Source organism: Planomonospora alba (genome assembly GCF_039534085.1).
Taxonomy (GTDB): domain Bacteria; phylum Actinomycetota; class Actinomycetes; order Streptosporangiales; family Streptosporangiaceae; genus Planomonospora_B; species Planomonospora_B alba.
In genome coordinates this window covers 1-13724 of sequence record NZ_BAAAUT010000048.1, presented here as the reverse complement: position 1 = coordinate 13724, position 13724 = coordinate 1, and the positions used below count along the sequence as shown (strand labels likewise).

Sequence of the window (13724 nt, the reverse complement as noted above, 5' to 3'; positions counted from 1 at the left end):
GCTTATTCAGGCCATGATGGGGTTTTCCGTGGATGCCCGGTGCTTCCCGCCGGGGGGGACCTGTCACGACCGGAACCCGTATAGGAGACGATGGTGCCCGTGACTTCTGACAAGACCGCGCCGCCGCGGCCGCACGTCCTGCGGACGGCGCTACCCTGGGTGACGACCGTCTCCCGGCTGGTGCTGGGCGGGGTGCTGATCGCCGCGGGCTGGGGGAAGATCGGCGCGCCCGTCCTCTCCGTCCAGGCGGTCAAGGCGTACGAGCTGCTCCCCGAATCGGTCGCCACGGCGGTCGGCTACGGCCTGCCCATCGCGGAGATCGTCATCGGGGTGCTGCTGATCGTCGGCCTGCTCACCCGGGTCGCGGGCGTCGTCTCCGCGCTGCTCATGCTGGCGTTCGTCATCGGCATCGCCTCCGCCTGGGCGCGCGGCCTGCGGATCGACTGCGGCTGCTTCGGCGGCGGCGGTCAGCTCGCGGCGGGCCAGGAGCCCAGCTACCTGGTGGACATCCTGCGGGACTTCGGGTTCTTCGCGCTCGGCGTGCTGGTCGCCTGGGCCCCGCCCGGCCGGTTCGCGCTGGACTCCGTGCTCGGGGTGACCGCCGCCCGGGAGGCCGAGGCGTACGACGACGATGACATCGACGAGGCAGCGGGCGGCGAGGCGCCCCTGGAGAAGGAGAGCCGCTGATGGGCAAGGCCGCACGGGACCAGTCAGCCCGTGACCGGATCAAGGCGCAGCGCGAGGCGGAGCGCAGGCAGGAGCAGCGCAAGCGCGTCGCGACCATCGTGACCGTGGCGGTCGTCGCGATCGCCGCCGTCGGCGCGGGGTGGTGGTTCTCCGCCCAGAGCAGCAAGCCCGAGGAGGCCACCGCCGCGCTCGCGCCGATCAGCCGGGCCGCCGACGGCACGGTCGTGATGGCCAAGGCCGGCGTCGACAAGCCGGTGGTGGACGTCTACGAGGACTTCCAGTGCCCGGCGTGCAAGGCGCTGGAGGAGACCAGCGCCGCCACGCTGAAGAACCTGGCGGCCGAGGGCAAGGCCAAGGTGGTCTTCCACACGGTCACGATCTTCCCCGAGCAGATGAACAACGGCGTCACCCGCGCCAACTCCGTCCGGGCAGCGGCCGCGGCCCGCTGCGTGCCCGCCGGGCCCGCGTGGATGGCCTACCACGACAAGCTGTTCGAGGAGCAGCCCTCGGAGACCGCCGAGGGCTTCAAGATCGATGACCTCGTCGCCTGGGGCGAGGAGGCCGGCGTCACCGACCCCGGCTTTGCCGAGTGCGTGACCAGCCAGGCGAAGGCCGCCGAGCACCTCGCCGCGAGCGACAAGACACTGGAGGCCGCCGGGATCCAGGGCACCCCGACCTTGAAGATCAACGGCACCGAGGTCGACAACAACGTGGCCTTCACCCCGGCGGAGCTCCGGCAGGCGATCCTCGACGCCGCCAAGTAGGCCGGGACAGCCGGGACACGGTAACGTCACCTGACATGCCCCTCGCCTCGATTCCCAGCCCCTCCCAGGGGGTCTGGCACCTCTTCGGCGTGGTCCCCATCCGGGCCTACGCACTGTGCATCGTGCTCGGCGTCATCGTCGCCGTCGTCATCGGCGAGCGCCGCTGGCGCGCCCGCGGCGGCGCGCCGGGCACGATCGTGGACCTCGCCGTCTGGGCCGTGCCGTTCGGCCTGGTCGGCGGGCGCCTGTACCACGTCATCACCGACTGGCAGCTCTACTTCGCCGAGGACGCGCCCAACGAGCCGATCGAGGCGCTGTTCATCTGGCAGGGCGGGCTGGGCATCTGGGGCGCCATCGCGCTCGGCGCGCTGGGCGTGTGGTTCGGCTGCCGCAGCCGGGGGATCTCCCTGTCCGCGGTGGCCGACACCGTCGCCCCCGGCATCGCGGTGGCCCAGGCCATCGGCCGCTGGGGCAACTACTTCAACCAGGAGCTGTTCGGCTCCCCGACGGACCTGCCGTGGGGCCTGGAGATCGATCCCGGCCGCCCGGGCACGGTGCCGGACGAGGACACCTACCACCCGACGTTCCTGTACGAGTCGGTCTGGGACCTCGGCCTGGCCTTCGTGCTGGTCTGGGCGGGCCGGAGGTTCGCGCTCCGCCACGGCCGGCTGTTCGCGCTCTACGTCGCGGGCTACACCCTGGGCCGGTTCTGGATCGAGGGCCTGCGGGTGGACACCGCCCACCACATCCTGGGCCTGCGGCTCAACCAGTGGACCTCGATCGTCCTGTTCGCCGCCGCGCTCGCGTACTTCTGGTGGACCCGGAACAAGACCGCCGAGGAGGCGCTGGGCACGGCCGCCGCGGACGGGAGCGGTCCGGGGACCGCGGGCGGCGGGGACGGCGACGAGCCGGCGGAACCCGCGCGGGGGACCGGTGGGACCGGTGAGACCGCAGGGGACGGGGGCGCCGGGGCCGATGACACGGCCGCCGGGAGCACGGCCGCGGACGCCGGAGCGGCCGGGGAGCGGGCGGAGCGGTCCGGCGACCCGGCGGATCCCGCGGACCCGGAGGAGCCGGTGGACCCGGCGCATCCGGCCGGGGAGGCCGACGCGGCCGAGGAGGCCGGGGACGCCGGGAGCGACGGCCCGGCCGCGGACGGCGGCTCCTCCTCCGGGACGGCGGACGGCGCCGTCGCCGGCAGGGGGAAAGAGAAGTCATGAGCGGGGACGGCTCGCGCCGGCGCGCCGAGATCCACCATGAGCACCGCGACGTCAGCGGAGGCTGGCTCCGGCCGTCGGTGTTCGGCGTGATGGACGGGCTCGTCTCGAACTTCGCCCTCATCGCCGGTGTCGCCGGAGGCACCGGCGACACCGACGTCATCGTCCTGGCCGGGATGGCCGGACTGGCGGCGGGCGCGTTCTCCATGGCCGGCGGCGAGTACGTCTCGGTGGCCAGCCAGCGGGAACTCGCCCTCGCCGAGATCGACGTCGAGCGCCGCGAGCTCCAGCGCCACCCCCGGGCCGAGCAGGAGGAACTCGCGCGGATGTACGAGGCGCAGGGCGTCGAGCCGGAGCTCGCCGCCGAGGTCGCCCGGCAGATCTCGCGCGATCCCGGCACGGCCCTGGAGGTGCACGCCCGGGCCGAGCTGGGCGTCGTCCCGGGCGACCTGCCCTCGCCGTGGCTCGCCGCGGGCTCCTCGTTCGCCTCCTTCACCGTCGGCGCGGCCCTGCCGCTCGTGCCGTACCTGCTGGGGATCGCCGGACTGGCGGCCTCGGCGCTGCTCTCCTGCGCGTCCCTGTTCGGCGCGGGCGTCCTGGTCTCCCTGGTCACCGCGCGGAGCTGGTGGTACAGCGGGCTGCGCCAGCTCGCCGTGGGCGGGGGCGCCGCGGCCCTGACGTACGGGCTGGGCAGCCTCGTGGGAGGAGCCGCGCTGTGACGACGCCTCCTCCCGGCGGCCGCAAACGCCGCCGGGCCTCCGCCCGGCGCGCCCCCGCCGAACGGCCCGCCGCGGAGCAGCGCCCGTCCGGCGCGGAGCAGGGCCCCGCCCCCGGACCCGCGCCCGCCGGGCACGCCTTCCCCGAGCAGCCCCCGGCCGGGTGGTTCGCGGCCGGGCAGCCCGCGGCCCCCCCGGAGCACGCGGGGTACGCGGCCCCCGGTGAGCGGGCCTTCACCGGCGCGCCGGCGGCCGGGCCCGGCTTCCCCGGTCCGGGGACCGCCGGGTCCGCCTTCCCCGGGCGTCCACCCGCCACCGGGCCGGCCACCGAGCGGGAACCGGCCGGACCGGAACCGGCCGGACCGGAGCCGGGCGGACGCTCCGCGGGCAGGCGCGCGGCGCGGCGCTCCGCGAAACGGGACCCCGGCCCGTCCGAGGCTCCCGGTCCGTCCGGGACCCCCGGCGAGGAGGCCCGGGAGACGGCCGGGGCCGGGCGGGCCGGGAAGACCCCGAGGTCCGGGAAGGCCGGGAAGGCGCGGGCGGGCAGGCGCTCCGACGCCCCGGCGGGCCCGGAGGAGGAGGCGAGCATCCCCTGGCTGGCGGAGCGGGGATGGAGCGCCGCACGGCAGCGGCGGCTGGTGGTCGCCGCCTCCGCGGTGGGCGCGCTGGCCGCGCTCGGCGCGTTCGTGCTGACGGTCCAGTCCATCGGCGGCGACTACGTGCCGGAGCGGGCCGCCTCTTCGGCCGTCGGCACCCAGCCCCGGCCCGCCGTCTACCGCGGCTGGCCCTCCTCGAAGGTGTTCGAGCCGATCGCGCAGCGCACCGCCGACCCCCGGCCGCTGACCGTCAAGGAGGTCTTCGCCGAGAAGACCCTCAAGGAGGGGCGGATCACGCTGAGGCTGGCGGACACCGGGATCGACGCCGACTGCGCGGCCGCGGTGTGGGGGCAGGCGCTGGCCGAGCGGCTCGCCGAGGCCGGCTGCACCCAGGCCGTCCGCGGCTCCTACGTCAGCGCCGACCGGCGCCACGTCGCCCAGTACACCCTGTTCAACCTGCGGGACAAGGCCGCCGCCGACGGGCTCGTGCAGTCGCTGGCCTCCCTGCACCGGGGCGGCTGGGTCCGGACGCTGGACTCGGCGCAGGCGGTCTTCCCCGGGGCGGACGGGCACACCGAGGGCAGCGGCCACGCCATGGGGCACTACGCCGGCCTGGTCTGGCTCGCCCGCGCCGACGGCGCCGAGCCGGGCGCGCAGGACGACTTCGTCTCCCTGTCCCTGGCCGTCCGGGGTGCGGAGAAGGCCGTGTTCCGCCGGGTCGTCGAGGCCGCTCCGGCCCCGTAGCCGCCCGGCGGGACACCGGGGCGTCCGTGCGGACCGCCGCCGCGCGCCCCGGCGCCGCAGTAAGCTCGGTGACCATGCGCAAGTGGATCGCCGTCGCCGCCGCAGCCGTGCTCGCCGCCGGGGGAGCGGCGTCCTGGTGGCTGCTGCGCGAGCCGGACGGGGTGCGGCCGGCGACCGTCAGGAGCGAGCTGAACACCGCGCACTACGACCCGATCGCCACCCGCGCGCTCGACCCGGAGCCGCTGACCGCCGCCGAGATCTTCCCCGGGGACCGGGTCTCCTCCGAACAGGCCGTCCTGACGGGCGCGCGCCCGGAGTCGCTGGCCGACTGCGCCTCGGCCGTGTGGGGGAGCGCCGAGGCGGCCGTGGCCGGCTGCACCCAGGCGCTGCGGGCCGGATACACGAGTGCGGACGGCCGGACCGCAGGGCAGTTCGTCATCTTCAACCTGCCCGACTCCGCCGCCGCCGACCGGCTCGTCACCGCCCTGTCCCGCGACGGCTTCGTACGGCCGGCGGCAGGGCTGCCCGAGGCGTTCGACGGCGCCCGCGGCTGGGCGCAGGCGCGGGCGCTGGGCCACTACGTCACGGTGAGCTGGGTCGCCCCCGTGGGAGGGGGCCGGGTGGACCTGACCCACCCGCAGCTGGCCGTCGACGGTCTCAGCCTGGCGATCCAGCGGCGGCTGGTGTAGCGAGGGAGGCGGCCACCGCGGCGGGCAGCTCCGCCAGCCGGTGGGCGGGCAGCTCCAGCACGGTGGCGTCCCCCGCCCAGGGCGCGGCCTGCGCGACGAGGGCCCTGGCCTGCCGCTTGGTCAGGTCGCCCCGGGCCCGGATGAGGGCCTCGCGCCAGGTGTTGGCGAGCTTGCCGTGGGCGTTGTCGAGGATGCCGCGCAGGACCCGCTCCCGCTGCCCCTCGGGGAGCGGCCGCCGTACCGCCTCGACGCTGCGGCCCCGCGCGGTCACCTCGTAGACGGCCGTCAGCGGCCCGGCGGGAGGGTCGGCGGGCGCGGCCGTCCAGGCCCGGACGCGGCGGGCCCGGGTGGCGAGCAGGAGCCGGGGGAGCACGGCCTCCATGCCGGCCGGCACGGCGATCGCGACCTCGGCGGCCTCGGCGGCGTACGGCTTGGCGAGCCAGGTCGACAGGCGGGCCCGCGGCGTCTTCGGCAGCACGTCGCGCGGCCACTCGCCCACCAGCACACCGGGGGCGAAGTCCGCGGGGAGCGGGTCGGGGACCACGCCGGCGGGGCGGGACTCGACGGACTGGGGGCCGTGGGTGTAGATGGCGGCGCCGAGGCCGTCCACCCGGGCGGCGACGGCGGGCCAGGTCTTCGTCGTGGGGCGCAGGACGTACAGGTCGGCGGCCGAGCCGATGGCCTCGGCGCCGTGGTAGCGGTTGAAGTCCGGGTAGATCGCCTCGCTGACCAGGTTGAGGGCGCCCAGCGCGTGCTGCACCTTCAGCGCCAGCGCCGGGGTGTGCTCGCCGGCGCCGTACGCCAGCAGGACGCGGCCGCGCTCGCGGTCGCCGAGGCCCTCCACCGCGCGGGCCGCGAACAGCCCGATGCCCTCCGGCGTGTACGGCGGGTCGGTGAAGGCCAGGTCGGCCCAGTCGCGCACGGAGGCGGGCAGCCCCAGCCGCAGGTCGGCCCAGCGGGTGCGGACGCTCACCCCGAGCCGGTCGGCCTGCTCGGCGATGTAGGCCAGGACGCGCTCGTCGAGGTCCACCACGGCGACCTCCGCGTCCGGGCGCAGCAGCGCCGTGGCCAGCGAGGTCAGGTCGTGGTCGCCGACGAACAGCAGCCGGGCCCCGGGCAGCCAGAACCGGGTGTCCATCAGCAGCGCGCGCCGCACCACGGTCTCGGCGGTCGCGGCCACGTGGTCCAGCGCCTGCCGGCCCCGGGGGGCCGCGGCGACCAGCTCCTCCATGCGGGCCAGCAGCCCGGCGTGCCCGCCGAGCAGGTGCGCCACCGGGTCGGCGGGCGCGGCGGGCACGGCGGCGAGTCCGGGGAGCGGCTCGCGGAGCCGGAACCGGTCACCGGAGCGCTCCAGGTCGGCCGCGCGGAGCAGGGCCTCGACCGCCCGCCGGGACGTGGCGGTCTCGCGGACCAGGTCGGCCAGGGTCCACCAGCCGCCGTCAGCGAGCAGCGCCAGCGCCGTGCGCAACCGCCTGCCGTCCACGCCCGCGCTCCGGAGCAGCTCCTCGATCGCCTCCATGGTCACCACCCTAGAGGCCCGCGGGCGGCGCCCGTCCCGCCGGGAGGGGCGGACCGCCGGGGCCGGCGGCGGCTCGTGCGGGCGCCGGGCGGGCGGACGGCACGGCAGGAATGGAGTGCTCGTTTTCTCCGTTGACGAAAACGGCGGACCCGCAGGAAAACACGGTGTTAGAGGGCGGGTAGGGAGGTTTCCGGCAGGGTACGGTAACCTTTACGCACCACGCAGCAGGGCCAACGTCGTCCCTTTGCTTATTCCAACGAAGCAGACGAAGACGACGGGAGGGATTCAATGCCTGCTGCCCGCCTCGGCTTTCCCGAGCCCCAGGGCCTGTACCACCCCGCGCACGAGCACGACGCCTGCGGTGTCGCCATGGTCGCGGACGTGGCCGGTCGCCGCAGCCACGACATCGTCGCCAAGGCCCTGACGGCGCTGTGCAACCTCGACCACCGGGGAGCCCAGGGTAGCGAGCCGGACACCGGTGACGGTGCCGGCATCCTCACGCAGATCCCCGACAGGTTCCTGCGCGCGGTGGCCGGCTTCGAGCTGCCCCCGGCGGGTTCCTACGCCGCCGGCGCGGCCTTCCTGCCGGCCGGCCCCGAGGCCCGCGCCGCCGCCGTGCGGCGCATCGAGGAGATCGCCGCCGAGGAGGGCCTGACCGTCCTCGGCTGGCGCGACGTCCCGGTGGACCCGGGCCTGCCGGGCCCGAGCGCCCGCGCCGTCATGCCGTTCTTCCGCCAGCTGTTCGTCTCCTCCCCGGGCGGCCAGGCCGGCCTGGAGCTGGACCGGCTGGCCTTCTGCCTGCGCAAGCGGGCCGAGCACGAGGCGGACGTCTACTTCCCCTCGCTGTCGTCGCGGACCATCGTCTACAAGGGCATGCTCACCCCCGGCCAGGTCGAGCTCTTCTTCCCCGACCTGACCGACGAGCGCTACGAGACCGCGATCGCGCTGGTCCACTCGCGCTTCTCCACCAACACGTTCCCGTCGTGGCCGCTGGCCCACCCGTACCGCTACGTCGCCCACAACGGCGAGATCAACACGGTCAAGGGCAACCGCAACTGGATGCGCGCCCGCGAGGCCATGCTGGCCACCGCGAACATCCCCGGCGACCTGTCGCGGCTCTTCCCGATCTGCGACCCCGACGGCTCCGACACCGCCTCCTTCGACGAGGCGCTGGAACTGCTCCACCTCGCCGGGCGGCCGCTGCCGCACGCGGTGCTGATGATGATCCCCGAGGCGTGGGAGAACCACACCGAGATGGACCCCGCGCGGCGGGCGTTCTACGAGTTCCACGCCTCGCTGATGGAGGCATGGGACGGCCCCGCCTCGATCAGCTTCTCCGACGGCACCCTGGTCGGCGCGGTCCTCGACCGCAACGGCCTGCGCCCGGGCCGGTTCTGGGTCACCGACGACGGCCTGGTCGTGCTGGCCTCCGAGGCCGGCGTGCTCGACATCGACCCCGAGCGGGTGATCCGCAAGGGCCGCCTGCAGCCCGGCCGGATGTTCCTGGTCGACACCGCCCGCGGCAAGATCATCGAGGACGACGAGATCAAGGCGGAGCTCGCCGCCGAGCGGCCCTACGCCGAGTGGCTCCACGCCGGGCTGGTCCGCTTCGAGGAGCTGCCCGCCCGGTCCCGGGAGGTCCCGAGCCACGAGGCGCTCGTCAGGCGGCAGCAGACCTTCGGCTACACCGAGGAGGAGCTGCGGGTCATCCTGGCGCCGATGGCGAGGACCGGCGCCGAGCCGATCGGCTCGATGGGCACCGACACGCCCGTCGCCGTGCTCAGCGAGAAGCCCCGGCTGCTGTTCGACTACTTCAGCCAGCTGTTCGCCCAGGTCACCAACCCGCCGCTGGACGCCATCCGGGAGGAGCTCGTCACCTCCCTGGCCAGCACCATCGGCCCCGAGGGCAACCTGCTCGACCCCGGCCCGGCCTCCTGCCGCCAGCTGGTCCTGCCGTACCCGGTGATCGACAACGACGAGCTCGCGAAGATCGTCCACATCAACGACGAGGGTGCCCTGCCCGGCTTCCAGCCGTACGTCGTCTCCGGCCTGTACGAGGTCGCCGGCGGCGGCGAGGCGCTGGTGCACCGCCTGGAGGAGATCCGCGCCGAGGTCTCCGCCGCCATCGCCGGCGGCGCGCGGATCATCGTGCTGTCCGACCGCGGCTCCTCCGCCGCGCTCGCGCCGATCCCGTCGCTGATGCTCACCGGCGCGGTCCACCACCACCTCATCAACGAGAAGACCCGCACCCGGGTGGGCCTGGTCGTCGAGACCGGCGAGGCGCGCGAGTGCCACCACATGGCGCTGCTCATCGGGTACGGCGCCGGCGCGGTCAACCCCTACCTCGCCATCGAGACCGTCGAGGAGATGGTCGACGCCGGCGTGCTGGACGTCGACCGGCACAAGGCCGTGCGCAACCTCATCAAGGCGTACGGCAAGGGCGTGTTGAAGATCATGTCCAAGATGGGCGTGTCCACGGTCGCCTCCTACACCGGCGCGCAGATCTTCGAGGCGCTCGGCCTCGGGCAGGAGGTCGTCGACGCCTGCTTCACCGGGACCGTCTCCCGCCTGGGCGGCGTCGGCTTCGACGTGCTGGCGCGCGAGACCGCCGAGCGGCACCGCCGAGCCTACCCCCGGGTGGCCAACGCCCACCGCCGCCTGGAGGTCGGCGGCGAGTACCAGTGGCGCCGCGAGGGCGAGCCGCACCTGTTCAGCCCCGAGACCGTCTTCAAGCTGCAGCACGCCACCCGCACCCGCCGCTACGAGATCTTCAAGGAGTACACGGACCTCGTGGACTCCCAGGCGGAGCGGCTGATGACGCTGCGGGGCCTGTTCAGGTTCAAGGAGGGCGTGCGCGAGCCGGTCCCGATCGAGGAGGTCGAGCCGGTCAGCGAGATCGTCAAGCGCTTCTCCACCGGCGCGATGTCCTACGGCTCGATCTCCGCCGAGGCGCACGAGACCCTCGCGATCGCGATGAACCGGCTGGGCGGCAAGTCCAACACCGGCGAGGGCGGCGAGGACCCCGAGCGGCTCCACGACCCCGAGCGCCGCTCGGCGATCAAGCAGGTGGCCTCCGGCCGGTTCGGCGTCACCAGCGAGTACCTGGTCAACGCCGACGACATCCAGATCAAGATGGCTCAGGGCGCCAAGCCCGGCGAGGGCGGCCAGCTGCCCGGCCACAAGGTCTACCCGTGGGTCGCCAAGACGCGGCACTCCACCCCGGGCGTCGGCCTCATCTCGCCGCCGCCGCACCACGACATCTACTCCATCGAGGACCTCGCCCAGCTCATCCACGACCTGAAGAACGCCAACCCGGCCGCCCGCGTGCACGTCAAGCTCGTGGCCGAGGTGGGCGTCGGCACGGTCGCGGCGGGCGTCAGCAAGGCCCACGCCGACGTCGTGCTCATCTCCGGCCACGACGGCGGCACCGGCGCCTCCCCGCTGACCTCGCTCAAGCACGCCGGCGCCCCCTGGGAGCTGGGCCTGGCCGAGACGCAGCAGACGCTGCTCCTCAACGGCCTGCGCGACCGCATCACCGTCCAGGTCGACGGCCAGCTCAAGACCGGCCGCGACGTGGTGATCGCCGCGCTGCTCGGCGCCGAGGAGTACGGCTTCGCCACCGCGCCGCTGGTCGTCTCCGGCTGCGTCATGATGCGGGTCTGCCACCTCGACACCTGCCCGGTCGGCGTCGCCACCCAGAACCCCGAGCTGCGCCGGCGCTTCAGCGGCAAGCCGGAGTTCGTGGTGAACTTCTTCGAGTTCGTCGCCGAGGAGATCCGCGAGTACCTCGCGCAGCTGGGCTTCCGCTCCCTGGACGAGGCCATCGGCCACGCCGAGCTGCTCGACACCGCCCGCGCCGAGCACCACTGGAAGGCCGCGGGCCTGGACCTCGCCCCGATCCTGCACCGGCCGCAGCTGCCCGCGGGCACGGCGGTGCGCAAGGTGCGCGAGCAGGACCACGGCCTGGACGCCGCCCTGGACAACACCCTCATCCAGCTGGCCGAGGGCGCGCTGGCGGACGGCGCCCCGGTCACCCTGGACCTGCCCATCCGCAACGTCAACCGCACGGTCGGCACCATGCTCGGCCACGAGGTGACCAAGCGGTACGGCGGGACCGGCCTGCCCGACGACACCATCGACGTCCGGTTCACCGGCTCGGCGGGCAACTCGTTCGGCGCCTTCGTCCCGCGCGGCATCACGCTGCGCCTGACCGGGGACGCCAACGACTACCTCGGCAAGGGCCTGTCCGGCGGCCGCATCACCGTGCGGCCGCACGACAGCGCCCCGCTGGACGGCCACATCATCGCCGGCAACGTCGCCCTGTACGGCGCGACCTCCGGCGAGCTCTACGTCCGCGGCGTGGTGGGCGAGCGGTTCTGCGTCCGCAACTCCGGCGCCACCGCGGTCGTCGAGGGCGTCGGCGACCACGGCTGCGAGTACATGACCGGAGGCCGGGTCGCCGTGCTCGGCCCGACGGGGCGCAACTTCGCGGCCGGCATGTCCGGCGGCATCGCCTACCTGCTCGACCTCGACCCCGCGCGGGTCAACCGCGAGATGGTGGAGATCGAGCCGCTGAGCTCCGGCGACTCCGCCGAGCTGCGCAAGATGATCGAGTCGCACCTGGCGGAGACCGGCTCGGTGAAGGCCGCCGAACTGCTGGCCGACTGGGACCCGGCGCGCTTCAGCAAGATCATGCCGACCGACTACAAGCGGGTCCTGCGCGCCGCCGAGGCGGCGCGGCTGGAGGGCCGGGACATCGACGAGGCGGTCATGACGGCCGCGGTCCAGGGATGAGGGGGGTAACACCGATGGCTGACCCGAAGGGTTTCCTGAACCACGGGCGCGAGCTGCCGGCGCGCCGCCCGGTGGACGTGCGCATCCGCGACTGGCGGGAGGTCTACGAGGACTTCCCGGCGGCCAAGCTGACCACGCAGGCGTCCCGCTGCATGGACTGCGGCATCCCGTTCTGCCACAACGGCTGCCCGCTGGGGAACCTCATCCCCGAGTGGAACGACCTGGTCTACCGCGACGGCTGGCGCGAGGCGGCCGAGCGGCTGCACGCCACGAACAACTTCCCGGAGTTCACCGGGCGCCTGTGCCCGGCCCCGTGCGAGGCGGCGTGCGTGCTCGGCATCAACTCCGACCCGGTCACCATCAAGCGCGTCGAGGTGGAGATCATCGACCGCGCCTTCGCCGAGGGCTGGGTCACCCCGCAGGCCCCGGCGGTCCGCAGCGGCAGGCGTGTCGCGGTCGTCGGCTCGGGCCCCGCGGGCCTGGCCGCCGCCCAGCAGCTGACCCGCGCCGGGCACGACGTGGTGGTGTTCGAGCGGGCCGACCGGATCGGCGGCCTGCTCCGCTACGGCATCCCCGAGTTCAAGATGGAGAAGCGGCACATCGACCGGCGGCTCGCGCAGATGCGGGCCGAGGGCACCGAGTTCCGCACCGGCGTCAACGTCGGCGTGGACGTCACCGCCGCGCAGCTGCGCGAGGAGTTCGACGCGGTCGTCCTGGCCGGCGGCGCGACCCAGTGGCGGGACCTGCCCGTCGCCGGGCGCGAGCTGAACGGCGTCCACCAGGCGATGGAGTACCTGCCCCTGGCCAACAAGGTGCAGGAGGGCGACCTCGCCGACTCGCCGATCTCCGCGGCGGGCAAGCACGTCGTGGTGATCGGCGGCGGCGACACCGGCGCCGACTGCATCGGCACGGCGATCCGCCAGGGCGCCGCCTCGGTGACCCAGCTGGAGATCATGCCGCGGCCCCCGGCGTCCCGCCCGGCGGGCCAGCCGTGGCCCACGTTCCCCATCCTGTTCAAGATGGAGAGCGCCCACGAGGAGCTGGCCGACAAGCGGGGCGAGCGCGTCTACGCCGTCTCCACCACCGAGTTCGTCGGCGACGCCGACGGCAACGTCCGGGCGCTGCGCCTGGTCGAGGTGGAGGGCCCGGCGAGCGGCTTCGCGCCGGTCCCCGGCACCGAGCGGGAGATCCCGGCCGAGCTGGTCACCCTGGCGATGGGCTTCACCGGCCCGGAGAAGGGCCCGCTCCTGACCGACCTGGCCGCCGAGGCCGGGGAGGGCTTCTACGACGCCCGCGGCAACGTCGCCCGGGACAAGGGCTACATGTCGGCCGTCGAGGGCGTGTTCGTCGCCGGGGACATGGGCCGCGGCCAGTCGCTGATCGTCTGGGCGATCGCCGAGGGCCGCTCCGCCGCCTCGGCCGTCGACCGGTACCTCACCGGCCGGACCGCGCTCCCGGTGGCGATCCCGCCGACCGCCCGCCCGCTCGTCTGACGCCCCCGCCGGGCCGTCCGGCCCCCGGGCCCGCACGCCGTACGCGGGCCCGGAGGCCGGGTTGCTTTGCGGGATGCATGCCTGGAAGATGCTCATCCGAGGTCGTCCGGGGCATGGAGGGTGGATGAGGCGGGGGAGCGGGCTCCGGACGGCCGCGGCGGCGGCCGCACTGGCGGGCGCCCTCGCGGCGGCGGGCCCCGCCGCCGCCGAGCGGGGCGCGGGCTCCCGCGAGTACCTGGTCTTCCACACGCCGGGCGCCCAGGCGCGGGCGCTGCGGGCCATCACCGGGGCCGGCGGCACGGCCCTGTCCACCGAGCCCAGGCTGGGCTACGTCGTCGCGGCGGGGCCCGGTGACCGCTTCGTCGAGGAGCTCGCCGGGGACCCCGCCGTCGCGGGCGTCGCCTCCGACCGCCGGATCGGCACCGCCACGGCCGGGCCCGCCGCCGCGGTCCGGCCCGCCGGCGTCGTCCTGGCCGCGGCCGGGCTCGCGGACGCCGGGACGGCC

General features: G+C 74.9%; 9 protein-coding genes and 1 pseudogene. 9 read left to right on the top strand and 1 reads right to left on the bottom strand.

The window, feature by feature from the left end; translation table 11 throughout:
* Positions 1-90 precede the first annotated feature (90 nt).
* From ABD823_RS25470 to ABD823_RS25445, 6 genes are all read left to right on the top strand, one after another.
* Positions 91-687 (top strand): DoxX family protein, encoded by a 597-nt coding sequence (locus tag ABD823_RS25470; protein WP_344863777.1) that lies wholly within the window; start codon positions 91-93, stop codon positions 685-687.
* Positions 687-1451, top strand: coding sequence for a DsbA family protein (locus ABD823_RS25465; RefSeq protein ID WP_344863775.1), 765 nt, complete (start codon positions 687-689; stop codon positions 1449-1451). The genes ABD823_RS25470 and ABD823_RS25465 overlap by 1 nt, the downstream gene beginning before the upstream one ends.
* A 35-nt stretch (positions 1452-1486) precedes the next feature.
* Positions 1487-2671, top strand: coding sequence for a prolipoprotein diacylglyceryl transferase (gene lgt / locus ABD823_RS25460; RefSeq protein ID WP_344863773.1), 1185 nt, complete (start codon positions 1487-1489; stop codon positions 2669-2671).
* Positions 2668-3387 (top strand): VIT1/CCC1 transporter family protein, encoded by a 720-nt coding sequence (locus ABD823_RS25455; RefSeq protein WP_344863771.1) that lies wholly within the window; start codon positions 2668-2670, stop codon positions 3385-3387. Before lgt ends, ABD823_RS25455 begins: the two co-directional genes overlap by 4 nt.
* Positions 3384-4724, top strand: coding sequence for a hypothetical protein (locus ABD823_RS25450; protein ID WP_344863769.1), 1341 nt, complete (start codon positions 3384-3386; stop codon positions 4722-4724). The genes ABD823_RS25455 and ABD823_RS25450 overlap by 4 nt, the downstream gene beginning before the upstream one ends.
* 74 nt (positions 4725-4798) lie before the next feature.
* Complete coding sequence (locus tag ABD823_RS25445; protein ID WP_344863766.1) at positions 4799-5413, top strand: hypothetical protein; 615 nt, start codon at positions 4799-4801, stop codon at positions 5411-5413.
* Here ABD823_RS25445 and ABD823_RS25440 read toward each other — a convergent pair.
* Positions 5382-6932: a bis-aminopropyl spermidine synthase family protein gene (locus tag ABD823_RS25440; RefSeq protein WP_344863764.1), complete on the bottom strand. Its 1551-nt coding sequence runs from the start codon at positions 6930-6932 to the stop codon at positions 5382-5384. The genes ABD823_RS25445 and ABD823_RS25440 overlap by 32 nt on opposite strands.
* Positions 6933-7220: 288 nt before the next feature.
* Here ABD823_RS25440 and gltB point away from each other — a divergent pair, with 288 nt between their 5' ends.
* From gltB to ABD823_RS25425, 3 genes and pseudogenes are all read left to right on the top strand, one after another.
* Positions 7221-11726 (top strand): glutamate synthase large subunit, encoded by a 4506-nt coding sequence (gene gltB / locus ABD823_RS25435; protein ID WP_344863762.1) that lies wholly within the window; start codon positions 7221-7223, stop codon positions 11724-11726.
* A 14-nt stretch (positions 11727-11740) separates the two neighbouring features.
* Entirely contained in the window at positions 11741-13219 is a 1479-nt protein-coding gene (locus ABD823_RS25430) for a glutamate synthase subunit beta (RefSeq protein WP_344863760.1), read from the top strand.
* Between the two features lie 124 nt (positions 13220-13343).
* Positions 13344-13724 (top strand): annotated as a pseudogene (locus tag ABD823_RS25425) (peptidase S8 and S53 subtilisin kexin sedolisin); the annotation flags it as partial.